We start from the raw sequence: 25,332 nt of genomic DNA on the forward strand, positions 1-25,332 counted from the left end.
AGGAAAAACTATGACAAAGGATCGCAAACAAGCTCTTCTCAAACTATTAAAAGAAGCGCCAAAAGCTCTCAATGGTCAAACCTTGGCTGAACACTTTCATGTTACGCGTCAGGTCATTGTACAGGACATCGCTATTCTCCGAGCAGATGGAGCTCCTATCCTATCCACCAATCGTGGCTATATCTACAAAGAAAATGATGCCAGCCCCTACGTGCACAAACTCTTTAAAGTGAAACATGAACTGGAAGAAATCGGTCAGGAACTACTAGCTATTGTAGACAATGGCGGACGCGTTCAAAATATCTTAATCGATCATCCCGTTTATGGCGAAATTGAAACCCTACTCAAACTCACCTGCCGCCGAGATGTCCAGCACTTTCTGGAACAAGTCGAGAATTCAGACTTTAGACCCCTTTCTGAATTGACAGACGGCATCCATTACCACCTTGTTGAAGCCGAGACACAACAAGACCTCCACTATATCGAGGAGGCCTTGGATCAGTTAGGTTATTTAGTAAAAGACTAGAAAATTTCTTTTTCCCAGCCGTTCTCTGTGCGGTGGCGATAGAAGAATTCAGACTTGTCAGGTGCTTCCATCATTTCCATCAAAGGCAACATATCATAGGCCAGATCCAAGTTTGGAATCTGGTCTTTTTGCACCCAACATACTTCTCCTTCTTCTGAAGATTGGAGATTTCCAGTAAACTCTGTCGCTTTATAGCAAACGACGATGTAGCGCCCACCTGTATCTAAGGGCCAGTTTTTAATGCCGACTAGTTGTGGATTCTGAATCGTTAGACCTGTTTCTTCATAAATCTCACGAATGACAGACTCGGCAAAAGCCTCGCCATTCTCAACATGTCCTCCTGGAAAGGCATAGCCAGACCAGCGATTGTTTTCGGGTGAACGATACTGCATCACCACGCGCTGGGTTTCGAGGTCTTCAATCAGACAGATGTTGGTTAAAATAGTTGCTTGGGCACGGGACATAGGTTTACTCGCTTTCTAAGTTATTAAAATGTATCTTCATTGTATTTTACTTCTGCCTTCATGATAAAGGGATTGATCAATTCATGATGTTCATAAGTAGTACGGGCCAAAAAACCTCTAGCAATGATGATTTCTTTATCTTGTATGTGATAGTCTATATTAATAGGAATGGTTGGATCCGAGATAACTGATAAAACAAAGAATGCTGCAAACCAAAGGTAAAATGTCACCAATCCACTAAATACTTGAAAAATAAGGTGATACCATTTAGCATCTCTTGTTCTATAAAAGATTCTCCAAGGATGGATTAGGAAGGTCAAACAAAGAATGAAAAACCAACTATTCCACAAAACTGGCGTAAAGGATAGACCAAAAACTAACAGCACCAAATGAAGAATCACAAAAACTAGCAAAGCCAAATAGAGAGTTTTAAATGAAAATAACTTAGTTAGATTTTCTTTTGTCATGATTATTCCTCTTTTTGTCCTTATATTTCAAAATGAACATTAATATCGCTGGAATGATGAAAAAGATTAGATAGGTAGTAATTGGAAGCCAGATGTAGCGATAATCGATCGATAATAGGGAAGGAATTTTTTTAACATTTCTCCCTTTCACCCCAACAAGTAAGTGGAGGAAAAAAATAGGTCCATTTATGTATAGAAAAGCTTTTAAAAATCCTTGTACTGAAGCCTTATTGCTAAAACCATCTCTAAAAATACCTTGATAGAATGTGTGAACCAAAAAGACAAAATTCATAATAATTGGCAAGACATAGGACAGTTCTTGATATGGTTTCGGGATAAGTGACGTCCCGAACAACACATACATGATACCAAAAATAGATAATAATATTATACCACCATCCATAAAAGAAGCAATCTTTGAATGTCTTTCCTGCCACAATTGGACGTGAGCTACCAAAGAATACTTTTTCTGGATTTTTCTCATTTGTCTGTTCTGTTGTTTGACCTTCTTTTGCCTCTTAGTCTTTCGTTCCATTTACGCCTCCTTCTTCTCTTTTCTATCCGTATAATCAAAAGCAGAATGCCCAGCCCCAAGAAAAAGAAAAAGAGATAACTTACAATAGGGACCCAGACATATGCTGGATCCATAGAAATTATGGGAGGGAAATTCGTTGACTTACGACGTCCTAGCCAATTCAGACCTACCAAGAGATGAAGGGGAAAAAGAAGACCATTAAACCCAATAAATCCCCATGAAAAGTAACGCCATTTCTGAAGTTTATCACTACTAAAACGAAAGACAAGGATATAAGTTGATAAGATCAGAAGGATAAGATTGAAGCTTAAGGGGGAAAGATAGTTCATGTTCGGTAATGGATAACTAATGTAAGAGGCGGCGAGAAATGATACAAACATAGATCCAAATAACACACTCGTATCCAAGAGTTGACTAATCTTTCGATGCCTTTCCAACCAAAGAGAAAACCTTTTAGTCCAAGAAGACTTTTCTTTTGTCTTGTACTTCATTTGCCTACTCATCTTCATTTTCATCTACTCCTTTTTTTGAAGCTTTAGAGAGAAAGAAGATTGCCAAAGTTAACACCAACACCAGAAGGTAGACGACAATAGGGAACCAGATATAGGATGACTCCAGTGAAAACAAAGGTGAGAGAACAACTCTTCCTCTTTTTCTCACACCAATCAGTTGAAAAATGAAGCTAACGATATTGATATAAATAAAGGGTTCACAAAATCTTTTAAGGGTCCTTTCTTTTTTAGTTTTCACTGACAAAAAGAGAGCATAGAACCTATTACCCAAGATAAAAAGATTCAATTGCAAGGGAAATAAAAGCTCTCTGTACCGAAAATCAGCTGGAAGGCTTTTGTTCTGTGATGTTGTAAATTCTATAACTAGGAACAAGCTGATATAAAAGAACATATCAAGCATAAATTTGACAAATCGATGCCCTTGTAACCAAAAACGAACAGAATCTAAGCCTGATGATTTCTTATAATTCGTCTCTTTCAATTTCATAATAACTTCCCTCTATTTAAAATATAATCTAAAACATGATTGTTTGTTCATTGCGTAATCTGAAAACAAAATCGCAATTCTACCAGTATTTAACTCTCAGATTTTGAGGATTTCTTACGTACCATTCTAATTTCAGTGATAGGTTTTCCAAGGTCAAGTATTTTTTCTTGCCCATCAAAAGTAAAACCCATTTTTTGATAGAAAGCAATGGCTCGCTTATTCTCTTTTAATACCCATAAAAATATTTCAGAGAACTGTTCAAGAGTAGTCAGAGCTTCCTTCATTAACTTCTGAGCAATACCTTTTCCATAATAGTCTTTTAAAACATATAAGGCAATAATTTCGCCAGCTTGAATAGTCTCATCACGAAAGTTTCCATAACTGATAAAACCAACTACCTTCATGCCATCTATCGCAATCAATGTATTTTTAGGATATTTTTGACTAAAGAATCGACATCTTTCTAATGTCATCGTCTCCTGAAATTCTGCAGGTAAAAGATCATCATAAGCCTCTCTCCACGTTTGCCAATGAACGAAGGATTTAACTTCTATCTCTTCAGGAGTTTCCATTTGTTTGATAGTTAGGTTCATTTATTTTACTCCATTCTTCTCTCAGAATACCATATTTAATACTATCAAAATATTTGCCTTGGTAATAACGAACTTTTGGAATATGAGCTTCTTTTTTCATTCTTAATTTTTCAGCAAGTTTTACCATACCAAGATTTCCTGACCAAGTTGTCAAACCAAGATGCTCCAACACCAAGTAATCCTTAAATGTCCGATCTATCCATTGTAGCATAGCAGCTTTTCCAATGCCAGAGTTCCAAAATTTGTTATCATAAATACAAATCCCCAATTCCATCCATCTTGTTTGTTTACATACCCAGTAGCGCGAAACAGTCCCAACTAATTTATCATCAACAAAAATACCAAGGCGATTTGAGTTGTTTAGAGTAGATTCTGATTTTTGTAGTTTAAATTCTTGAAAATTAGGAAAATGCTGATAATCGTCATAATAGGGAGCATCATACTGCTTCCAAATTGGATTAGATTGTGAATAAGCAATTTCCCACAAAGACACCAAATCTTCTTCAATTAGTTTTCTTAAATAAACCATACTTTTTCCTAATCCAACGCCTTGACTTCCAACATCATATCACGTATCTGAGCTGCCAGTTCAAAGTCAAGCACTTCGACGGCTTCTTGCATTTGTTTCTCCAGTTTCTTAACAAGTTCCTTGCGCTCTTGTTTGTTGAGGCTATTGATATCGACTTCCTTGTCCTCTTCCTTGGCAACTGCCTTAGTTACAGCGATCAGATCACGGATTTCTTTCTTAATGGTTTGTGGAACGATACCATGCTCTTCATTATAAGCCATCTGGATTTTGCGACGGCGGGCCGTTTCATCGATAGCACGTTGCATAGACTGGGTCATGGTATCAGCGTACATGATAACATGCCCTTCGCTATTACGGGCAGCACGACCAATGGTCTGGATGAGGCCACGCTCATTACGAAGGAAACCTTCCTTGTCAGCATCTAGAATGGCAACCAAGCTTACTTCAGGAACGTCAATCCCTTCACGAAGGAGGTTGATTCCGACCAAGACATCAAAAACACCCAAGCGCAGGTCGCGAATAATCTCAGTCCGTTCCAAGGTCTTGATATCTGAGTGCATGTACTTAACCTTGATACCCATTTCTTTGAAGTAGTCAGTTAAGTCCTCTGCCATTTTCTTGGTCAAAGTGGTGATAAAGGTTCGTTCATTCTTTTCAACACGAGCATTGATTTCACCTAGGAGGTCATCAATCTGTCCCATAGTCGGACGGACTTCCACCTCTGGGTCTAAAAGTCCTGTTGGACGAATGATTTGCTCGATCACTGTCTCGGTCTGTTCGTTTTCATAGTCGCCTGGTGTCGCTGAAACGTAAACAATCTGATGCACATGACTCTCAAATTCTTCACGACGAAGGGGACGATTGTCCAAGGCGGACGGCAGACGGAAACCATAATTTACTAACATTTCCTTACGCGAACGGTCTCCATTGTACATGCCCTTGATTTGCCCCATGGTCATGTGACTTTCATCAATCATGATCAAGAAATCATCTGGGAAGAAGTCGAGAAGCGTATAAGGAGGCTCTCCTTCGCTACGACCATCCATGTGACGAGAGTAGTTCTCAACCCCATTTGTATAACCCATCTCACGCAGCATTTCGATATCATACTCTGTCCGCTGTTTCAAACGCTGGGCCTCCAGAAGTTTGCCTTCCTTTTCAAAGACAGCTAACTGCTCCTCCAACTCTGCCTGAATCTTGGCAATGGCAACTTCCATATGGTCGTCATTGGTCACAAAGTGAGTGGCAGGGAAAATCGCCAAATGATCGACTTCTCCCAATACCTGACCTGTCAGCGCCTCAACTTCTCGGATACGGTCAATCTCATCCCCGAAAAACTCTACTCGAAAAGCGTGTTCATCTCGGGAAGCTGGGAAAATCTCAACCACATCCCCGCGAACGCGAAATCTTCCCCGTTGGAAATCAATATCATTGCGTTCAAACTGAATATCTACCAAGTCATTGAGTAGTTTATCACGAGAAATCTCAAGACCTGGACGAAGACTAACAACACTATCAGAATATTCCTTTGGCGAACCCAAACCATAAATGCAAGAAACTGAAGCCACGACGATGACATCGTTACGCTCCAGAAGAGCCGAAGTCGCTGAGTGACGGAGCTTGTCAATCTCATCATTGACAGAGCTGTCCTTCTCAATATAGGTATCGCTCGAAGGGACATAAGCCTCGGGTTGGTAATAGTCATAGTAGGATACGAAATACTCAACTGCATTTTCAGGGAAAAATTCCTTAAATTCTCCATAGAGCTGACCAGCCAGAGTCTTATTGTGGGCAATGACCAAAGTTGGTTTATTGACTTTGGAAATGACCTGACTCATGGTATAGGTCTTCCCTGTACCCGTCGCCCCCATCAGAATTTGAGCCTTCTCACCACCCTCGATATTGTCAACCAACTGCTCAATCGCTTGTGGTTGATCTCCTGATGGTTCATATTTTGATACTAGTTTAAATTTATTATCTGTAATTCGATTAATCATGATTGCCTCGTCTGCATTTTTCTATCCTTCTATTTTACCATAAATTTACTTTTCAGACTCTACTCTAAGTTGATAAGAGCGAGTATTTCATGTTACATTTCCTTACATAATTTTCATAAAATTTGCCTTTTCATTCATTTTCTGATATAATGGGAAAATATTCGGAAAAGGAGACTAAAAATGAAGAAAAAAATACTAGCATGTTTGCTCATTTTATTTCCCATTTTCTCACTAGGTATGGCAAAAGCTGATACTGTTAAGATTGTGTCTGATACAGCTTACGCACCTTTTGAGTTTAAAGATTCAGATCAAACCTATAAAGGGATTGATGTTGATATTATAAATAAAGTCGCAGAAATCAAAGGATGGAACATCCAAATGTCTTATCCTGGCTTTGATGCAGCTGTAAATGCAGTGCAGTCAGGTCAAGCAGATGCTATTATGGCAGGTATGACAAAAACAAAAGAACGTGAAAATGTCTTTACCATGTCTGATACCTATTATGATACAAAAGTTGTCATTGCTACCACAAAGGCAAATAAAATCACCAAATATGAGGAACTTAGCGGCAAAACAGTTGGAGTTAAGAACGGAACTGCCGCTCAACGTTTCCTCGAAAGTATCAAAGATAAATACGGTTTCTCTATTAAAACCTTTGATACTGGTGATTTGATGAATAATAGTCTAAGTGCTGGTGCTGTGAATGCCATCATGGACGATAAACCTGTTATTGAGTATGCGATTAACCAAGGACAAGATCTCAGCATCAATATGGATGGTGAGGCTGTTGGAAGCTTTGCCTTTGGTGTCAAGAAAGGGAGCAAGTATGAACACTTGGTTACCGAGTTTAATGAAGCTCTAGCCCAAATGAAGAAAGATGGTAGCTTGGAGCAAATCATCCAAAAATGGACAGCTTCTACAACTACGGCAAGCCCAACGACAACTACTGCTGCTGGACAAAAAGCTACTCCAGTGAAAAGCAAGTACATTATTGCCAGCGACTCATCTTTCGCCCCATTCGTCTTTCAAAATTCAAGCAATCAATACACCGGTATTGATATGGACCTGATCAAGGCCATTGCCAAAGATCAAGGTTTTGAAATTGAGATTACCAACCCAGGATTTGACGCAGCAATCAGTGCTGTTCAAGCTGGACAAGCAGATGGTATCATTGCTGGAATGTCTGTAACAGATGCCCGTAAGGAAACCTTTGACTTCTCAGAATCATACTACACAGCAAATACGATTCTCGGTGTGAAAGAATCAAGCACAATTGCTTCTTATGAAGACCTCAAGAATAAAACTGTCGGTGTTAAAAACGGGACTGCCTCTCAAACGTTCCTTACTGAGAATCAAAACAAATACGGCTATAAGATTAAAACCTTTGCAGATGGCGCTTCAATGTATGACAGTCTGAATACTGGATCTATCGATGCCGTGATGGATGATGAGCCAGTTCTCAAATATTCTATCAGCCAAGGTCAAAAATTGAAAACGCCAATCGCTGGAACTCCAATCGGTGAAACAGCCTTTGCGGTTAAAAAAGGAACAAACCCTGAATTGATCCAGATGTTCAATAATGGACTTGCTAACCTCAAAGCTAACGGAGAATTTCAAAAGATTCTTGACAAGTATCTAGCTAGCGAATCTTCAACTAACTCTACAAGTACGGTTGACGAAACGACTATCTGGGGCTTGCTTCAAAACAACTACAAACAACTTCTTAGTGGACTTGGAATCACTCTTGCTCTAGCGCTTATTTCATTTGCAATTGCCATTGTCATCGGTATTATCTTTGGTATGTTTAGCGTTAGTCCATACAAATCTCTTCGTCTAATCTCTGAGATTTTCGTTGACGTTATTCGAGGAATTCCATTGATGATTCTTGCAGCCTTCATCTTCTGGGGAATTCCAAACTTCATCGAGTCCATTACAGGCCAACAAAGTCCAATCAATGACTTTGTAGCTGGTACTATTGCCCTCTCACTTAATGCGGCAGCTTATATCGCTGAAATCGTTCGTGGTGGGATTCAAGCTGTCCCAGTTGGGCAAATGGAGGCCAGCCGCAGTCTTGGTATCTCTTATGGAAAAACCATGCGTAAGATTATCTTGCCACAAGCGACTAAATTGATGTTGCCGAACTTCGTTAACCAATTCGTTATCGCTCTCAAAGATACAACCATTGTATCTGCTATCGGTTTGGTGGAACTTTTCCAAACTGGTAAGATTATCATCGCCCGTAACTACCAAAGTTTCAAGATGTATGCAATCCTTGCTATCTTCTATCTTGTAATTATCACGCTTTTGACTAGACTAGCGAAACGCTTAGAAAAGAGGATTCGTTAATGGCAAAACTAAAAATTGATGTAAATGATTTGCATAAGTATTATGGAAAAAATGAAGTTTTAAAAGGTATTACGACTAAATTCTATGAAGGAGATGTTGTCTGTATCATCGGTCCTTCTGGTTCTGGTAAATCCACCTTCCTCCGTAGCCTTAACCTTCTCGAGGAGGTAACGAGTGGCCACATCACAGTAAATGGTTATGATCTGACTGAAAAATCAACCAATGTCGACCATGTTCGCGAAAACGTTGGGATGGTCTTCCAACACTTCAACCTCTTCCCACACATGTCAGTCCTAGAAAATATCACTTTTGCACCTATTGAACACAAACGAATGACCAAAGAAGAAGCTGAAAAATTGGGGATGGAGTTGCTGGAGAAAGTCGGTCTTGCAGACAAAGCTAATGCCAACCCAGATAGCCTATCAGGTGGTCAAAAACAGCGTGTAGCTATCGCTCGTGGACTTGCCATGAATCCTGATATCATGCTCTTTGATGAGCCAACTTCCGCTCTGGACCCTGAGATGGTCGGAGATGTACTGAATGTTATGAAGGAATTGGCGGAACAAGGCATGACCATGATTATCGTAACCCACGAGATGGGATTTGCTCGTCAGGTGGCTAACCGTGTTATCTTTACGGCTGATGGTGAATTCCTAGAAGATGGAACTCCAGATCAAATCTTCGATAACCCGCAACACCCTCGTCTAAAAGAATTTTTGGACAAGGTCTTAAACGTATAAAACGAAAGTGTGAGGTTCTCCTTACACTTTTTTAATTGCGTATTGGATTTTTTGTTTTTTTTGAAAATTATGATAAAATAAAAACTATGATAATGAGGAAATCTCATCCCTAGTCCAACTAGGAAAAAATATAGAAATTAGGTAGCTAGATGTCATCAAAGGTTATTGTTACAATTTTCGGTGCGAGTGGAGATTTAGCTAAACGCAAACTCTACCCTTCCCTTTTCAGACTCTATAAATCAGGCAATCTCTCTGAGCATTTTGCTGTTATCGGAACAGCTCGTAGACCTTGGAGTAAGGAATATTTTGAATCTGTAGTTGTCGAGTCCATCCTTGATTTGGCAGATAGTACCGAGCAAGCTCAAGAATTTGCTAGCCACTTCTACTATCAAAGCCATGATGTGAATGATACGGAACATTACATTGCTTTGCGCCAGTTACAAGCTGAGCTCAATGAAAAATACCAAGCTGAACACAACAAGCTCTTCTTCTTGTCTATGGCACCTCAGTTCTTTGGAACTATTGCCAAGCACCTCAAATCTGAAAACATTGTTGATGGCAAAGGTTTTGAGCGCTTGATCGTTGAGAAACCATTTGGTACAGACTACGAAACAGCTAGCAAACTCAATGAAGATCTCCTTGCAGCCTTTGATGAAGAGCAAATCTATCGTATCGACCATTACCTAGGTAAAGAGATGATTCAGAGTATCTTTGCTGTTCGTTTTGCCAACATGATCTTTGAGAATGTTTGGAACCGTGAGCACATTGATAATATTCAAATTACCTTTGCGGAACGCTTGGGTGTTGAAGAACGCGGTGGCTACTATGATCAATCTGGTGCCCTTCGTGATATGGTGCAAAACCATACTCTCCAACTCCTCTCTCTTCTAGCCATGGACAAACCAGCTAGCTTTACAAAGGATGAGATTCGTGCTGAAAAGATAAAGGTCTTTAAAAACCTCTATCATCCAACTGAGGAAGAACTGAAAGAGCACTTCATCCGTGGTCAATATCGTTCTGGTAAAGTTGATGGCATGAAATATATTTCATACCGTAGCGAACCAAATGTCAACCCAGAATCCATGACAGAAACCTTTGCTTCAGGTGCCTTCTTTGTTGAAAGTGACCGTTTCCGTGGTGTTCCATTCTTCTTCCGTACAGGTAAACGAATGACTGAAAAGGGAACGCATGTCAATATTGTCTTTAAGCAAATGGATTCAATTTTTGGAGAGCCTCTAGCACCAAATATTTTGACCATCTATATCCAACCAACTGAAGGATTCTCTCTCAGCCTCAATGGTAAACAAGTAGGTGAAGAATTTAACCTGGCGCCAAGCTCTTTAGATTACCGTACAGATGCTACTGCTACTGGAGCCTCACCAGATCCTTACGAGAAATTAATCTACGATGTCTTGAACAACAACTCAACCAACTTTAGCCACTGGGATGAGGTAAGTGCTTCTTGGAAATTGATTGATCGTATCGAAGAGCTTTGGGCTGAAAACGGAGCTCCGCTCCACGATTATAAAGCTGGAAGCATGGGACCACAAGCTAGCTTTGACTTACTAGAGAAGTTCGGAGCTAAATGGACCTGGCAACCAGATATCGCCTATCGTGAAGATGGCCGTTTAGAATAGCAAAAATATCCTGCAAGATTGACTTGCAGGATATTTATTTTGTATTAAATCAAGCCTTCTAAGAGACCTTTCATAAAGTTTTCAGAGTTGAACTCACCAATATCATCGATTTTCTCACCGAAACCAATCAATTTTACAGGGATATTGAGTTCTTCTCGAATTGCCAGAACAACACCACCACGGGCAGTTCCATCAATCTTAGTCAATACAATTCCTGTCACAGGGGTAATTTTCGAAAATTCTTTAGCCTGTACCAAGGCGTTTTGTCCAGTTGAAGCATCGAGTGCTAGGAAGGTTTCATGTGGTGCTTCTGGAAGCACACGCTTGATGATGCGACCAATCTTTTCCAACTCGGCCATAAGGTTTTCCTTGTTTTGCAGACGACCTGCTGTATCAATCATGAGAATATCAATTCCTTCTGCTACGGCACGTTCCATCCCATCAAAGACCACACTTGCTGGATCCGCTTTTTCAGGCCCCGTTACAACAGGAACATCCACACGACGTCCCCATTCTGCTAGCTGGGCAACGGCACCAGCACGGAAGGTATCCGCAGCAACCAGCATAACTTTCTTACCAGCTTGTTTGTAGCGATGAGCTAATTTCCCAATAGAAGTTGTTTTCCCAACACCGTTAACACCAACAAAGAGCATAACTGTCAAACCATCTTGGAAATGGATTTGTTCATTGTAATTGCCATCCTTTTCGTAGAGCTCAACCAATTTCTCGATAATGACACGGCGGAGTGCGTCAGGTTTCTTAGCATTTTCTAATTTGGCTTCATAGCGAAGCTCTTCTGTTAGGTTCGAAGCGACTTGCACACCGACGTCACTCATGATGAGCAGTTCTTCTAATTCCTCAAAAAAGTCTTCATCGACAGAACGGAAGTTGGCAAAGAAGGCATTCAAGCGTGCTCCGAATCCCGTACGCGTTTTCTTGAGACTGCGGTCATATTTTTCCTGAACCGTTTCTTCAACTTGTGGATATTCTTCTTCTACTTCAAAAGCTGGCTCTTCGTCACTTTCTAGAGATTCTTGGCTCTCTTCTTCGAAAAATTCTTCAGGCTCTTGGCTTTGCTCTGTCTCATCAACTTCTAGCTCAATCTCTTCCTGAGCAGTTTCTTCGACTGCTTCTGGTTCAATAACTTCTTCTGTCGAGATCTGAGGAATTTCTTCTTGAGCAGGTGTTTCTTCCACTTTTTCTCTTGTTGGCTCTTCCTGAGAAGTTTCTTCGACTGCCGTTTGGGTTTCTTCAACCTCTTCTGACAAATCAAGATTTTCCAAAGCTTCTTTTACAATATCTTCGATTTTCGGCTCTTCTTTTTTCCCGAATAAACGGTCAAATAATCCCATCTTCTAATTCTCCTTTAGCACGTATTCTTCGATAGCCCAAGCAACGGCTTCCTCGTCGTTGGTCATGGGGGTAACGACATTAGCAACTTCCTTAACTGCTGGAACTGCATTTTGCATGGCAACTCCCAGACCTGCCCACTCAATCATGGAAAGGTCATTGGCCTCGTCCCCACAAGCCATAACTTGACTTTGATCAATTCCTAAATGTTTAATTAATTTCGCTAAACCTGTTGCCTTGTGGACGTTTTTCGGCGACCATTCCAATAAGAGTTCACGCGATTTAAAGATTTCATATTGGTCAAATAATTCTGGAGAAATCTGTTGAATCGCTGCATCCAAAGGTTCTTGGGCAAAGGCAGTCACACATTTATTATACGTCATCTGACTAGATAGATCCTCAAAAGCGACAGGTACGAAAGTCAAGGCTGGGTTGAACTTGGCATAGAGACTTTCTTGGTCAGACTGGATTTGATAGACTGTTCCTTCTGAAATGGCATCTAACGGAAGTCCGAGTTTTTCAGTTTCCTCGTACAAACGTGCCACATCATCGATTGAAAAGACGGTTTTATCGAGAATCTCTCCAGTATTTTTCTGTACCAGACCACCATTAAAGGTGATGGTGTACTCGTCCTCCTGACCATCAGTCCCTAGCTCATGGAGAAAGAAATCCATAGCCTTCAAAGGACGACCTGTTGTCAGAACGACCTTGATGCCACGATCACGCGCAGCTTTGAGGACTTTCTTAGTTCGATCTGTCAGTTTTTTATCCGTTGTCAGCAAGGTTCCATCTAAATCGAGTGCAATCAATTTAATATCTGCCATTACAAGCCCTCCATATAAGTCATCACTGATTGGTCCTTATGGTGGCCAATCACTGTCTCTGCTAATCCTAAAATCTCTGGTCGCGCATTTTCAGGGGCGATTGGATGCCCCACAACCTGCATCATATGAAGGTCATTGAGATTATCGCCAAAAGCCATAACCTGATCCATGGTCAGACCAAGTTTTTTGGCTAACTCAACAATAGCCACACCCTTATCAACGTAGTCCAAGACAATATCGATGGATTCAAAACCAGTTGTCATGGCTTTCACACCAGAAACATTTTCGTTGACCCAGGCCTCACCAGCTTCTATCGTTTCTTCAGTAAAGTTAGTAGTGAATTTAAAAATCTCATCTGTGATATCTTCTAAACTCGCTACTTTTTGAATATTTTCATTGTAGTGACGGCTAAACATCAGATAGGTCTCATCCACTGTATCCAAAACATAACAAGCTTTTTTCCCAGTCAAGAGCATTTTTCTTTCATCAAAATAGGGTGATTTCTTTAAAGCTTCAAAAGTGCTCAAGTAAAAATCCCGAGACATAGTAGCCTCATACATATCCTCACCATGAAACTCAACATAGCTCCCATTTTCAGCTATAAAAATCACTTCATCACGCACATCTGCAAACAACTTTTTCAGGGACAGGATACCACGACCTGAAGCCACTGCAAAATAAATCCCCTTTTCCTTGTAGGAAACAAGTACGTTTTTGAGGCGTTTCATATCAAACCGACCCTCTCCATCTAGAAAGGTTCCATCCATATCGGTTGCTACAAGTTTAATCATAAAATCCTTCATTCTCCAATTGATAAATCTACCTTCTATTATACCATAGATAAGCTAAAAAAGGACTTGTACAGTAGGATTGGCAACTGTATTGCCGTGCTTTTTCGGAGAAACTTCAAAGGGCATAAAAATTAGAATAGTAGAACTTTTTTCAGATAGTTTAAAAAGTTTGTATTCCCCTACCCTTTTCTCTATAATGGAGAGAAAGGAGATGACTATGACAGAAATAAAACATGAAATTGATGCTAACTTTACAGGCCGACTCAATATCCTACGCGCAGGTGTTCTAGGAGCCAATGATGGAATTATTTCCATTGCTGGAGTCGTTATCGGTGTTGCCAGTGCGACAAGCAATATCTGGATTATCTTTTTATCAGGATTGGCCGCTATCCTTGCTGGTGCTTTTTCTATGGCAGGCGGCGAATATGTCTCTGTATCCACTCAGAAAGACACGGAAGAAGCCGCTGTTGCTAGAGAGCAATTACTCTTGGATAAAGACATCGAATCTGCAAAACAATCCCTCTATGCTGCTTACTTACAAAATGGTGAGTGTGAAACGTCAGCCCAACTCTTGACCAACAAGGCCTTTTTAAAGGATCCACTCAAAGCCTTGGTTGAGGAAAAATACGGTATCGAGTACGAAGAATTTACCAATCCTTGGCATGCTGCAATCTCTAGCTTTATCGCCTTTGTACTGGGAAGTCTTCCTCCTATGCTTTCTATCACTATCTTTCCAAGTGACTATCGCATTCCTGCTACTGTCTTTATCGTGGCCCTTTCCCTTCTCGTCACTGGCTATACCAGTGCTAAACTAGGCAAGGCACCTACGAAAACTGCTATGATCCGTAACCTCTGTATCGGACTTCTGACCATGGCAGTGACTTACCTGTTCGGACAACTCTTCAGCATTTAAGATAAAGAAATACCTCGATGAATATCAAGGTATCTTTTTTTTACATTTGCACAATCTTGCGATAGCTTCTTGAGGTAATCATAAAGATTAAGACATAGACGATGAGGAAGATAGCACAGATGGATAAAGTGACAGTCAACATCATGGTCGCATCTAGCACCCCAATGACTTTTAGGATGAGGCTAAGCATATGATAGGCAAAGGCAAGGTGTAGGAAGGCAAAGAGCAATGGGAGGAAGAAAACAGTTAGGACCTGTTTATTAATGGTTTGCTTGATTTGCTTTTGATCGAGACCGACTTTTTGCAAAATGATAAAGCGTTCACGATCTTCATAGCCTTCAGAGATTTGTTTGTAGTAGATGACAAGAACCGTTCCCACCATAAAGATGATAGAGAGGAAGATACCGATGAAGAAAACTCCACCAAAGAGAGCACTCATCTGCGCACTACTATCAGCCAGATTGCTTCCGTAAACATAGCTTCCTTCTTTGTTTAGTTCTCTATTAAAGTTGTTAACGAATTTTGAATAGTCATCTGCAATTTTAAGCTGCTCTTCCTCACTAGCCGTTACATTCATACCACCATAGTATTGATTAAAGATGGAAGAATTAGGATGCTGGTCAAGAAAGGCTTTCAAGTCAGGAACAACCAAATAGTTATAATCCGAAGTTAGAATATTGTACTGATTTGGGACATGTTCAAGAATAAAATCTTTTTTGATTTCTTCTTTGATCGTATAGGTCTGGTCATTCAGAGTCAGTTCTTTTTGACCTTGAAGTTGCTTGTTTTGAGCAAACAATCCAACTTCCTTACCTGAAAGTGCAAGTTTCTGTCCTGTCATATTCTCATAGTCTTTTTGGTCAAAGACCATAAAAATAGTTTTCGGTTGAACACGATTTTGACCTTTCTCAAAAATTGTCAATTTCGTACCTTCTTGATTTGCCACACCAAAGTTACTGTATGTAAGGACTTCTTTCTTTGTGACAGTCAATCCTTTTTCACTAGCATACTGGCTCAAGAGTTTTTCGATATCTTCTTTTTCAACATTCTGTCCTGTAATCCCAAAATCATGTGGATTCATGACCTTCTTGAAGTTTTCTGATGCCTTAAAGATACTTGTTGCAGCAGACATAGTCACTAAGACCATGGTTGAGAGAATAGCAATCGTCGCCAGACCAACCGCATTTTTCTTCATACGGAAAATGAGATTGGATACGGAAATCATGTTGTTGGGTTGGTAATAATAACGCTTGTTTTTCTTTAAGATTTGTAAGAAAACTGTAATCCCTGCATTGAAGAGAAGATAAGTTCCCAAAATTACTAACAAAACTGCTACGAAGAAAATCAGAACAGCAGAAAGTGGGTTTTCGACTGTTACTGCTAGATAGTAACCCGCTCCCAAACTAATCAGACCTAGAATGGTTTGGACACCTAAGAAACGTCCTTTTTTCTCACCACTGGCTTTTTCACGAGAGAGCTGAAGGGCATTCATGCGTGCGATGCGAAAGGCATTGATAAAAATTAGACCTAGGAAGATAACCCCAAAGACGATGAGAACTAGGATAAAGACAATTGGTTGGAAAGTCGAAACGAGCTCCACTTTCATTTTCATTAACTTCAGGAGCAGAGCAAAGATTAGCTTATCAAAGAGAGCTCCTAAGCCAAGACCAGCTGTCAAGGTTAAGGAACCAAAAATAAGAAGCTCCTTAAAAACCATACTAATCAAATGGCGCTTTTCAAGCCCCAGCATACCATATACACCCAGCTCCTTGGAGCGGTTCTTCATGACAAAACTATTGGCATAAAGGACAATAATCCCTGAAGCGATGGTAACAACCACCATTCCGAGAGCAAGGGTCATAGAGATAGTTTCTCCCCCTCGGATCTTGCCAATGTTAGGATTAAGTGACAGTGAGTAAAAGAGATAGGTGATGGTCACTGCTAAGAGAACAGCAAGGGCAAAGGGATAGTAGAGTTTGCGGTTTTTAATCAAATTAGATACCGCTAACTTATTGGTTAATCGGAACATACTAATTCACCTCGCTTGCCATAACAGTCAAAGTATCAGAGATTTCTTGGAACATTTGACGCTCTGTCTTGTCTCCACGGTAGATTTGGTTGTAAAGAATGCCGTCCTTGATAAAGAGAACGCGCTTGGCCCTGCTGGCTGCTGCCGTTGAGTGAGTTACCATGAGAATGGTTTGACCGCGTTCATTGATTTCATCAAATACATCGAGTAAAGCTGCAGATGACTTGGAGTCAAGGGCTCCTGTTGGCTCATCCGCAAGGAGAATTTCAGGTTCGGTGATGATGGCGCGTGCTACTGCTACCCGCTGTTTTTGACCGCCCGAGATCTCGTAAGGGTACTTCTCTTGCAATTGGTTGATGCCTAAATTTTCAGCTGTTACCACCAATTTCTTCATCATCTCCGTGATGGGTTTTCGAGATAAAACTAGCGGAAGCAAGATATTATCCTTAACAGACAGGGTATCTAGTAAGTTAAAGTCTTGGAAAACAAATCCCAACTTCTCACGACGGAAACTCGAAGCCTGTGAATTTTTAATAGTGGCTGTGTCGGTTCCATTCAGGTAAACCTGCCCGCGAGTTGGTTTATCCAGCATAGCTAGGATGTTGAGCAGGGTTGACTTTCCTGAACCAGACTCACCCATGATGGCAACGTAGTCACCCTTTTCTACTGTAAAGTGAATGTCTTTGAGTGCTTCTACTTGGTTGCCTTGGAAACGTGTTTTATAGATTTTTTGAACGTGTTTTACATCTAAAAGTGTCATGATTTTCTCCTTCTTAATATCCCATTAATTGAAACTGTGCTTGCATCATAGCGCATCCCAGTTGAACACGCTCGATATCTTTTTGACTTGGTTTTCTTCTTTTCTTTTGTGAAATTCTTTTCATGGTTTTGCTCCTTTGTTCTTTATGAGTCTAGTTTATCGCAAAAAAAGGTAGCCTGCCATAACCTAACCTTACAAAAGAGACTTTAATCTTACATTTTTGTAAGATAGAAGAATATCAAGCAATTTCGCTATCAATATTTTACCACAAATGAAATACAAGAAGAAAACCCTTGCGGATGCAAGGGTTAAGGGTTCGCTTCTTTTTCTGACTTCTTTGAAAAATAAGGAAAGTTTCTGTAAACTATTTCAAAATCCAACTCACCAAAACCAGCCATCATTTTCATCAATGGCCTCGGCTTCCTTGCGTTTGCGTGGTCCTGTTCCATACATTTCTGCTTCAATCTCTTCCTTAGTTGGCAGGATAGAGGCTAGGATGATGTAGATAATCACGCCAATCCCAAAATTTGATATGGTAAAAATGGCAAAAAGAAAGCGGACTAAAGTTACATCAAAATTCCACTTATCTGATAGACCAGCTAAAACTCCCGACACCTTACTATTTCGTTTCATTTTATAAAATTTGTTATTCATGATTTGTTCCTCTTTCGGTATTCTTACAAGTAGTATAGCATGAAACGGGTTCACAAACATCAGTCCTTAGGCCGATTTAAGATGACGAGTTTACCACGGCAGACGCCACAACGATAGCGTTTGGTATCAATCCTACGCTTGCGCTGATAAGTTTGCTGACAGGATTGACACTGATAAACTAGGTAGGTACTTTGGTCTTTCTGAGGTGGGACAAAGCGCAGTCCATCCACTTCTTTCAAAAGTTCCTTGAAATCTCGGTCCCTATGTCGATAACCCTTTTTCTGAAAATAAAGGTGATAGTGACAGAGTTCATGGCGCACGATTTTGCGAAAGACTTCCAAACCTAGTTCATTATAAACCTTGGGATTAAAGTCCAAATGCCCATCCTTGGGGAAAAATCGTCCACCTGTCGTTCGCAGACGAGAATTCCACTGGGCTTGGTGGGTAAAAGGTCTACCAAAGTCTTCGAGGGAAACAGACTGAACGTACTCAGTCAGTTTCATCTGGAGCTAAGAGCGACAGATTGACTTTTTCACGTTCGGTATCGATTTTCTTGACCCAAACCGTTACCAAATCTCCGACTGATACCACTTGGCTGGGATGTTTGATAAATTTACGACTCATATGGGAAATATGAATCAAGCCGTCCTCGTGAATCCCGATATCAACGAAGGCACCGAAGTCAACGACATTCCGCACCACACCTTCCAGTTTCTGGCCGACTTTTAAATCCTTGATATCCAAGACATCTTGACGAAGCACAGGTGCGTCAAAGGAATCACGGAAATCTCGACCTGGTTTGAGAAGATCAGCAATGATATCTTTAAGGGTTTCTGGACCAAGTTCTAGTTCTTGCGCCATTTCTTTGACTGAAAGGGACTTGAGTTTGCTTTGAGCTTCTTCATTCAAGTCCTTGATATCCAAGCGTTTGAAGAGTTCCTTAACCGCAGCATAGTTTTCTGGGTGAACTCCAGTATTATCAAGAATATTGCTACTTTCCGGAATACGGAGGAAACCTGCAGCTTGCTCAAAGGCTTTGGCACCTAAACGAGGAACATTTTTGATTTGTGCGCGTGAAGTGATTTTCCCTTCTTCCTCACGGTATTTGACAATATTTTCAGAAATAGTTTTATTGAGTCCAGCTACGTGGGAGAGAAGTGCTGGGCTAGCTGTATTGACATTGACACCAACTTGGTTGACTACGGTATCGACGACAAAGTCCAGACTTTCAGACAGTTTCTTCTGACTGACATCGTGCTGGTATTGCCCGACACCGATTGACTTGGGATCAATTTTGACCAATTCAGCAAGAGGATCTTGCAAGCGACGGGCGATTGAGATAGCAGAGCGCTTTTCAACGGTCAAGTCTGGAAACTCCTGACGAGCTAGTTCACTAGCAGAATAGACTGAAGCACCACTTTCATTGACGATAACATAGCTGACTTCTGGAAAATCTTTCAGAACTTCCGCCACAAAGGCTTCACTTTCACGACTAGCCGTTCCATTTCCGATAGCAATAATTTCCACGCCATACTGGCCAATCAAGTCGGCTAAGTCTCGCTTGGCTTCTTCGATTTGACGAGCTGATGCTGGTTTGACAGGATAAATAACCTGTGTCGTCAGCATTTTCCCTGTTGCATCAACGACAGCAAGTTTGGCACCTGTACGAAAAGCAGGGTCAAAGCCTAGAACCACGCGCCCTTTCAGCGGAGCAACCAAGAGAAGATTGCGCAGATTGTCAGAAAAGAGTTGGATAGCTCCTTCTTCTGCCTTTTCAGTTAATTCTGTCCGAATGCGTCGTTCGATAGCAGGCAAGACCTTTTTCTTAACTGACTGTTGAACAACTTCATCTATATAGGCATTTTTCACCTTGAAACGGGCAGCAAAGAAAGATAAGATACGGTCCGTCGCATGTTCAAAGCCGACCTTCAAAATCCCTAGTTTCTCCCCACGATTGAGAGCCAAGGTACGATAGCCCTGCATATTTCCAACTGTCTCGGAAAAATCGTAATATATCTGAAAAACTTGTTTTTCATCAAGACTTTCATCTTTGACTTGCGAAGTGATTTTAGAGTGTCTCAACACTTCCTGATAGGTCAGTGAACGCAAGGTCACATCTTCAGATAAGGCTTCGACCAAGATATCAACCGCCCCAGCCAAGGTTTCTTGACCAGTCGCAAATCCTTCACAGACAAAGTTCTCAGCTTCTTTCTCTAAGCCATCTACATTCTGCAAGATCAAGCGGGCGAGAGGAAAGAGTCCAGCTTCTCGGGCAATAGTTGCCTTGGTTCGACGTTTTTCCTTATAAGGAAGATAGAGTTCTTCTACGTCTGCTAATTTCTCAGCTGCCAGGATAGCTTCTTCCAATTCCTTGGTTAGTTTGCCTTGTTCTTGAATCTTAGCTAAGACAGCTTCTTTACGATCGTTGAGATTTGTCAGACTTTTATCCAGATCAATAATGGCCTTAATCGCCACCTCATCCAGACTACCAGTCATGTCCTTCCGATAACGCGCGATGAAGGGAATCGTCGCCCCTTCTGCCGTCAAACTTAGAACAGTATCGATTTGCTTTAAGGTTACACCCAAATCTTGGGAAATTTTTTCATATTTTTTATCCATAAATCTATTATACCATAAGGAACAGCTCTTGTTTTGCCTTACCTGTTTTTGCATCTTTGATTATCAAAATAATCCCTTTTCCACAAAATAATAGTATAATAGAGGTAGAATGTAGAAAAGAGGTAGGCCTATGGCTGTTAAATTTACAAAAACGGATGATTTGGACAAGATGTTTGAAGAATTCGCCAAACTTCCTGACTTAACACAAGTCACTTTCCCAGATGACAAAAACAAAAAAGAAAAAGTTGAGAAGAAAAAATAGATGACTGTTTTCCAATCTCTTCCTCCTAGTGTATTACAAGCGGGAGCTATTTTTCTCTCCATCATGATTGAAGCCCTTCCTTTTGTCCTGATTGGGAGTCTGATTTCGGGATTGATTGAGGTCTATATCACACCTGATAAAGTTTATGAGTTTCTCCCTCGCAATCGTTGGGGGAGGATCTTTTTTGGTACCTTCATTGGCTTTCTCTTTCCATCCTGCGAGTGTGGAATCGTTCCGATTATCAATCGTTTTCTGGAAAAGAAAGTGCCCAGCTACACGGCAGTTCCCTTTCTGGTGACTGCTCCCATCATCAATCCTATCGTTCTTTTCGCCACATATTCTGCCTTTGGCAATTCAATAAAACTTGCCTTCTTGCGAGCCCTGGGAGCCATTGTGATTGCTTTGGTGCTTGGTATTTTCCTAGGATTTTTCTGGAAGGAACCCATTCAAAAAGAGAATTCTATTACTTGTCATGAACATGACTTTTCACACTTGACTCCTCCTAGAAAAGTCTTTCAGGTCTTTATTCAAGCTATTGATGAGTTTTTCGATATGGGGCGTTACTTGGTCTTTGGCTGTCTCTTTGCGGCCATCGTACAGGTATATGTCCCGACTCGGATCCTGACCTCTATCAGTGCTAGTCCAGTCCTTGCGATTCTCTTGCTCATGTTTCTTGCCTTTCTTCTCTCTCTTTGTAGCGAGGCGGACGCCTTTATCGGCGCTTCTCTCCTCTCGAGCTTCGGCCTAGCACCAGTCCTTGCTTTTTTGGTCATTGGCCCCATGCTTGATATCAAAAATCTCCTCATGATGAAGCACTATCTCAAAGCGCGTTTCATCTGGCAATTCATGGGCATTGTGACAGTTCTTGTCTTGCTTTATTCTTACATGATGGGAGTGATGATATGACCCGATTTTTCATTTTACTGGGTTATTTTTCCCTAACTCTGTATCTGCAGCTTTCTGGCAAGCTCAGTCACTACATTAACCTCCACTATTCCTATCTACTCTATATTTCCATGCTCCTTTCTCTTCTATTGGCTCTGGTCCAATTCTATATCTGGATCAAGAAAATCAATTCTCACAGCCATTTAGAAAGTCGTCGAGCTAGACGAATCAGCTTCTTTTTACTGTCGCTACCTCTGTTAATTGGAGTTGCCTTTCCTACCGTAAGTTTGGACTCGAGAACTGTATCTGCCAAAGGTTATCATTTCCCACTTGGTGAGGGAATTGATACTGCTATTCAGGCAAGCGAAGGAACATCCAGTCAATACCTCAAACCCGATACCAGTACCTATTTTTCCAAGTCTGCTTATGAAAAGGAAATGCGGACTACAGCTGATAAATACCTCTCCCAGCCAACCATTCAAGTCACAGACGAAAACTATATGGAAGTCATGGAAGTTCTCTATGACTATCCACAAGAGTTTGAAGGAAAGCAAATCGAGTTTACAGGCTTTGTCTATAATGATCCTAGCCATCCAGATAGCCAGTTCCTCTTTCGCTTTGGAATCATCCACTGTATCGCAGACTCTGGTGTATATGGGCTCTTGACCAAGGGAAACTCACGGCAGTATCCTGACAATACCTGGATTACTGCTAGGGGAACCCTGACACTCCACTACCATAAAGAACTCAAACAAAAACTCCCAACACTAGAGGTTGAGAGTTTCACAAAAGTAGATAAACCAGAAAATCCTTATGTCTATCGCGTTTTTTAATAAAAAGTAGCCTTTTCAGGCTACTTTTTATTATTTAGCAATTTTCTAACCTCTTGAGCACCAATCTGATCGCCTGCCTTTTCAAAAAGAACGATAGCTTGTAAAAAATTTTCATGTGATTCTTCAGGATTTTGTATCGAACCAATCTCTCCTAAACCTCTATAGGCACAAGCTTGGGCAATCAAATCATCTGTTTGCAAAGCTTGTTTTAAGGACTGTTCCATATACATGAATGCTTCTGCTACTTTTCCTAGCTTTAATCGTAAATAACCTTGCTCATAATTGTTAACAGAAGATTTGAGGGTATCCTCTGTAAAAGCTTCTTCAATGACTTTTTGCTCTCTTTCGATATAGAAAAGGGCCGTTTGAAATTCATTCATTTCACGATAAACCATGGCTAACTGATGATAGCCTATATGTTCATTTTCTGGGTCACTTTTAGTTCGTGCTAAGTCAATGTAACGCTGATAGATACTTAAGCACTCGTTGTATTCTTGCTCTTCGAGATAAATATACCCCATCAAATTTAACAAACTAAAATCTGTGCAAGTTTCCAATAAAAAATCAGCTTCAACTAACTTTTTAGCCTCATTAATCTTGCCCTCAAACAATAAATCCCATGTTTGATTCATACATTTTCTCCTGCATCTTATGTTGTATAGAAATCTATTGACAAATCGCTATCAGACTCGTATTTTTTCCAAGCTAAACTGAAACCATAATAATCTTCAAATTCAGGGTGCCAGTCATAATAAAGTGGGACACGACTATACTTTCTCGCTACAACTTCGTCTTCAAATTCTGGAGACTCCCCTGCAGTAATACCAAATTGAAGACCATTTAGTTCCCAAGTATTTCCCCAAACGTTTTCATCAGAGAGAACATCAATCCATCTAGAAGCATCAATATCAAAATCTGCACATAATTCCAGTTCATAGAATCTTCTACAGTTAATCTCTGAAGGTTTTATATAAAGGGCGCTATCAACTTGGTACTTTTTATCGCTGACTTGAATCTGTGTGATTTTCATTGGAATTGGAACTCCATTTAATTCTAACCAGAAATATCCTAAAGGAGTTTTGATACTATAATATGTTTGCTGAGAGTTGGGGTTAGCGTTTTGGGAGCAAGCATCAAGAATTCTTCCTAGCTTTATTATATTTCTACAAACGTTTTTCGAAGTGTGTGGGTCAAAATGTGAATACCTACGAATGACACGTTTTAACTTTTCAACAGGAAAAGTGATATCCTTTGGTAGGGCATGATACTTCTGTACAACTAAAGCATTTTTTTCAGTATTTTCCTTCCCGACTGGGACAATAACAGCGTGTCCTATATGGATATTTGGGTCATCACAGATATAAGTATAACCATTCCCTCCCTCCTGAAACTCAACCACAACAAGATTTAACTCTTGATCTGGATCAAAGAGAGGCTCTACCTTTTCTACTTCTTGGCGCTCATAAAAAGTAAAGTGATCTCCATCCCCCTCTTCGCCAAAAACCATGAAACTGCCACACTCAGGGCACTTCCACATATAAAATGACGCTTCAGAAATATCATCATAAGAAATTTTATTATGGTCGTCAGCTTTATTTATGATTTCTTCAAACAACTCATCTGAATAAACTGAATAAGCATTTGGATCGGGCGCTCGGTGATCATTCATAGCTTGCCCACATTTACATGTCCATTTACCCATAAAAAACCTCAGTCGTGCTCTAATTCTTCAAGGAAAAATTGATTTAGAGCTCTCCAGTCTTTCTTTTCCTCACTAACACTTTGAACGTATGCATCTAGCTCTTGGATATTAGCTAAAATATAATCTTGAATTGGCATTATCGGATCAATTTCCATACCTTCAGGCCCAATTATCTTAATGCCTAGCAATCTTGAAACATGCTCCTGCATTTGAGACGGAAGTAATTCTTTGACCAAATCATCAAACAAAATTGGAGGGACTGAATGGTATTTTTCAATCCAACGACAGGCCAAAATAGGACGCAGCGCATAGAAATACTTTTTAGGTTTGACCTTGTCTCCTGAAAGATACTTATTCATTTGAGTTCTAGCAGTGTTCAAGTAATGGTGGAGCATTTTCTTCTCAGAAAAATACTGGTTGGCAAGAGGACGCATGCGCTCGATAAAATCCGTTTGTTGATAGACAATTGGTGACTGTAACCATTCAAACAGTGTAGGATTTGACTTATAAAGGAGTTTTAAAGTCTTGTCTAAATCCCAACCACTCACATCCCAAGTATCGTCAATTGGTAGCTCGATAACATCACGCTGTTCATTCAAACGGAGATAAAAATCTTGCTTGTGTTTGTAGATAAATCGTACATCAAAGTCACTATCGGGAGACTCAAAACCCCAAGCACGACTACCAGACTCAATAGCCCATAAAACTCTAACACCATAATCACGCTCAATTTCTGCTAATTTTTCCGGTACCAAAATATTCATTTCTTCTTGCGTTTGCATAATAAAGCCTCGTCTATAATTTGGACATAAATAGTTACTAAAATAGGTAACTAAGAGGACTGAAAGTGCATTATATCACACTTTCAAAACTACTA

At 40.4% G+C, this 25,332-nt stretch carries 26 protein-coding genes; 8 read left to right on the top strand and 18 right to left on the bottom strand.

What is annotated here, in order from left to right:
- Window positions 1–10 precede the first annotated feature (10 nt).
- Window positions 11–526, top strand: coding sequence for a transcription repressor NadR (locus HMPREF2766_RS02105; RefSeq protein WP_000159158.1), 516 nt, complete (start codon window positions 11–13; stop codon window positions 524–526).
- Here HMPREF2766_RS02105 and HMPREF2766_RS02110 read toward each other — a convergent pair.
- The 7 genes from HMPREF2766_RS02110 to uvrB form a co-directional block, all read right to left on the bottom strand.
- On the bottom strand, window positions 523–990 hold the full coding sequence (locus HMPREF2766_RS02110) for an 8-oxo-dGTP diphosphatase (RefSeq protein WP_070567466.1): 468 nt from the start codon (window positions 988–990) through the stop codon (window positions 523–525). The genes HMPREF2766_RS02105 and HMPREF2766_RS02110 overlap by 4 nt on opposite strands.
- 23 nt (window positions 991–1,013) lie before the next feature.
- Window positions 1,014–1,457 carry a hypothetical protein gene (locus tag HMPREF2766_RS02115; RefSeq protein ID WP_070567468.1) on the bottom strand — a complete coding sequence of 148 codons (444 nt, stop codon included), beginning with the start codon at window positions 1,455–1,457 and terminating at the stop codon, window positions 1,014–1,016.
- Window positions 1,435–1,992 carry a hypothetical protein gene (locus HMPREF2766_RS02120; protein ID WP_070567470.1) on the bottom strand — a complete coding sequence of 186 codons (558 nt, stop codon included), beginning with the start codon at window positions 1,990–1,992 and terminating at the stop codon, window positions 1,435–1,437. Before HMPREF2766_RS02120 ends, HMPREF2766_RS02115 begins: the two co-directional genes overlap by 23 nt.
- 495 nt (window positions 1,993–2,487) lie before the next feature.
- Window positions 2,488–2,991 carry a hypothetical protein gene (locus tag HMPREF2766_RS02130; RefSeq protein ID WP_070567473.1) on the bottom strand — a complete coding sequence of 168 codons (504 nt, stop codon included), beginning with the start codon at window positions 2,989–2,991 and terminating at the stop codon, window positions 2,488–2,490.
- Window positions 2,992–3,080: 89 nt separating this feature from the next.
- Complete coding sequence (locus HMPREF2766_RS02135) at window positions 3,081–3,584, bottom strand: GNAT family N-acetyltransferase (protein ID WP_070567475.1); 504 nt, start codon at window positions 3,582–3,584, stop codon at window positions 3,081–3,083.
- Window positions 3,550–4,113 carry a GNAT family N-acetyltransferase gene (locus tag HMPREF2766_RS02140; RefSeq protein ID WP_000262762.1) on the bottom strand — a complete coding sequence of 188 codons (564 nt, stop codon included), beginning with the start codon at window positions 4,111–4,113 and terminating at the stop codon, window positions 3,550–3,552. Before HMPREF2766_RS02140 ends, HMPREF2766_RS02135 begins: the two co-directional genes overlap by 35 nt.
- Window positions 4,114–4,121: 8 nt before the next feature.
- Window positions 4,122–6,110 (bottom strand): excinuclease ABC subunit UvrB, encoded by a 1,989-nt coding sequence (gene uvrB, locus HMPREF2766_RS02145; RefSeq protein WP_045591229.1) that lies wholly within the window; start codon window positions 6,108–6,110, stop codon window positions 4,122–4,124.
- A 180-nt stretch (window positions 6,111–6,290) separates the two neighbouring features.
- Between uvrB and HMPREF2766_RS02150 the strand changes: the two genes are divergently transcribed.
- The 3 genes from HMPREF2766_RS02150 to zwf all read left to right on the top strand — a co-directional run bounded on the left by HMPREF2766_RS02150 (window position 6,291) and on the right by zwf (window position 10,833).
- Window positions 6,291–8,456 (top strand): ABC transporter substrate-binding protein/permease, encoded by a 2,166-nt coding sequence (locus HMPREF2766_RS02150; RefSeq protein WP_070567477.1) that lies wholly within the window; start codon window positions 6,291–6,293, stop codon window positions 8,454–8,456.
- Entirely contained in the window at window positions 8,456–9,196 is a 741-nt protein-coding gene (locus tag HMPREF2766_RS02155) for an amino acid ABC transporter ATP-binding protein (protein ID WP_001096337.1), read from the top strand. The genes HMPREF2766_RS02150 and HMPREF2766_RS02155 overlap by 1 nt, the downstream gene beginning before the upstream one ends.
- A 149-nt stretch (window positions 9,197–9,345) precedes the next feature.
- Window positions 9,346–10,833, top strand: a complete 1,488-nt coding sequence (gene zwf / locus HMPREF2766_RS02160; RefSeq protein WP_070567479.1) for a glucose-6-phosphate dehydrogenase — start codon at window positions 9,346–9,348, stop codon at window positions 10,831–10,833.
- A gap of 44 nt (window positions 10,834–10,877) precedes the next feature.
- Here zwf and ftsY read toward each other — a convergent pair whose 3' ends face one another.
- From ftsY to HMPREF2766_RS02175, 3 genes are read right to left on the bottom strand one after another with little or no spacing between them, the layout of a single operon-like run.
- The gene (gene ftsY, locus HMPREF2766_RS02165) at window positions 10,878–12,185 is read right to left on the bottom strand and encodes a signal recognition particle-docking protein FtsY (protein WP_070567481.1); all 1,308 of its coding nucleotides are present in this window, start codon (window positions 12,183–12,185) and stop codon (window positions 10,878–10,880) included.
- A 3-nt stretch (window positions 12,186–12,188) separates the two neighbouring features.
- The gene (locus HMPREF2766_RS02170; RefSeq protein ID WP_070567483.1) at window positions 12,189–13,007 is read right to left on the bottom strand and encodes a Cof-type HAD-IIB family hydrolase; all 819 of its coding nucleotides are present in this window, start codon (window positions 13,005–13,007) and stop codon (window positions 12,189–12,191) included.
- A complete protein-coding gene (locus tag HMPREF2766_RS02175) occupies window positions 13,007–13,798 on the bottom strand; it encodes a Cof-type HAD-IIB family hydrolase (RefSeq protein WP_070567686.1) in 792 nt (263 codons plus the stop codon). The genes HMPREF2766_RS02170 and HMPREF2766_RS02175 overlap by 1 nt, the downstream gene beginning before the upstream one ends.
- 217 nt (window positions 13,799–14,015) lie before the next feature.
- Here HMPREF2766_RS02175 and HMPREF2766_RS02180 point away from each other — a divergent pair, with 217 nt between their 5' ends.
- Complete coding sequence (locus HMPREF2766_RS02180) at window positions 14,016–14,711, top strand: VIT1/CCC1 transporter family protein (protein WP_070567485.1); 696 nt, start codon at window positions 14,016–14,018, stop codon at window positions 14,709–14,711.
- 40 nt (window positions 14,712–14,751) lie between these two features.
- On the opposite strand, the gene HMPREF2766_RS02185 is transcribed toward HMPREF2766_RS02180, so the two are convergent.
- The 5 genes from HMPREF2766_RS02185 to HMPREF2766_RS02205 form a co-directional block, all read right to left on the bottom strand.
- A complete protein-coding gene (locus tag HMPREF2766_RS02185) occupies window positions 14,752–16,740 on the bottom strand; it encodes an ABC transporter permease (protein WP_070567487.1) in 1,989 nt (662 codons plus the stop codon).
- 1 nt (window position 16,741) lies between these two features.
- Complete coding sequence (locus HMPREF2766_RS02190) at window positions 16,742–17,500, bottom strand: ABC transporter ATP-binding protein (protein ID WP_000173369.1); 759 nt, start codon at window positions 17,498–17,500, stop codon at window positions 16,742–16,744.
- Between the two features lie 381 nt (window positions 17,501–17,881).
- Complete coding sequence (locus tag HMPREF2766_RS02195) at window positions 17,882–18,154, bottom strand: PspC domain-containing protein (protein ID WP_070567489.1); 273 nt, start codon at window positions 18,152–18,154, stop codon at window positions 17,882–17,884.
- A 59-nt stretch (window positions 18,155–18,213) separates the two neighbouring features.
- Window positions 18,214–18,657, bottom strand: coding sequence for a SprT family protein (locus HMPREF2766_RS02200; protein ID WP_070567491.1), 444 nt, complete (start codon window positions 18,655–18,657; stop codon window positions 18,214–18,216).
- A complete protein-coding gene (locus HMPREF2766_RS02205) occupies window positions 18,644–20,773 on the bottom strand; it encodes a Tex family protein (protein WP_070567493.1) in 2,130 nt (709 codons plus the stop codon). Before HMPREF2766_RS02205 ends, HMPREF2766_RS02200 begins: the two co-directional genes overlap by 14 nt.
- Window positions 20,774–20,903: 130 nt before the next feature.
- Between HMPREF2766_RS02205 and HMPREF2766_RS10235 the strand changes: the two genes are divergently transcribed.
- From HMPREF2766_RS10235 to HMPREF2766_RS02220, 3 genes are read left to right on the top strand one after another with little or no spacing between them, the layout of a single operon-like run.
- On the top strand, window positions 20,904–21,035 hold the full coding sequence (locus tag HMPREF2766_RS10235) for an SPJ_0845 family protein (protein WP_000268697.1): 132 nt from the start codon (window positions 20,904–20,906) through the stop codon (window positions 21,033–21,035).
- Complete coding sequence (locus HMPREF2766_RS02215; RefSeq protein ID WP_070567495.1) at window positions 21,036–21,941, top strand: permease; 906 nt, start codon at window positions 21,036–21,038, stop codon at window positions 21,939–21,941.
- Window positions 21,938–22,753 carry a TIGR03943 family putative permease subunit gene (locus HMPREF2766_RS02220; RefSeq protein ID WP_070567497.1) on the top strand — a complete coding sequence of 272 codons (816 nt, stop codon included), beginning with the start codon at window positions 21,938–21,940 and terminating at the stop codon, window positions 22,751–22,753. Before HMPREF2766_RS02215 ends, HMPREF2766_RS02220 begins: the two co-directional genes overlap by 4 nt.
- A 20-nt stretch (window positions 22,754–22,773) precedes the next feature.
- On the opposite strand, the gene HMPREF2766_RS02225 is transcribed toward HMPREF2766_RS02220, so the two are convergent.
- The 3 genes from HMPREF2766_RS02225 to HMPREF2766_RS02235 are packed head-to-tail and all read right to left on the bottom strand — an operon-like array spanning window position 22,774 to window position 25,237.
- A complete protein-coding gene (locus HMPREF2766_RS02225) occupies window positions 22,774–23,385 on the bottom strand; it encodes a tetratricopeptide repeat protein (protein WP_070567499.1) in 612 nt (203 codons plus the stop codon).
- Window positions 23,386–23,402: 17 nt separating this feature from the next.
- Window positions 23,403–24,455, bottom strand: a complete 1,053-nt coding sequence (locus tag HMPREF2766_RS02230) for a hypothetical protein (RefSeq protein WP_070567501.1) — start codon at window positions 24,453–24,455, stop codon at window positions 23,403–23,405.
- 8 nt (window positions 24,456–24,463) lie between these two features.
- A complete protein-coding gene (locus HMPREF2766_RS02235; RefSeq protein WP_070567503.1) occupies window positions 24,464–25,237 on the bottom strand; it encodes a nucleotidyltransferase domain-containing protein in 774 nt (257 codons plus the stop codon).
- Window positions 25,238–25,332: the final 95 nt, after the last annotated feature.

Origin of the sequence: Streptococcus sp. HMSC076C08, assembly GCF_001810825.1 — a bacterium.
Lineage (GTDB): Bacteria > Bacillota > Bacilli > Lactobacillales > Streptococcaceae > Streptococcus.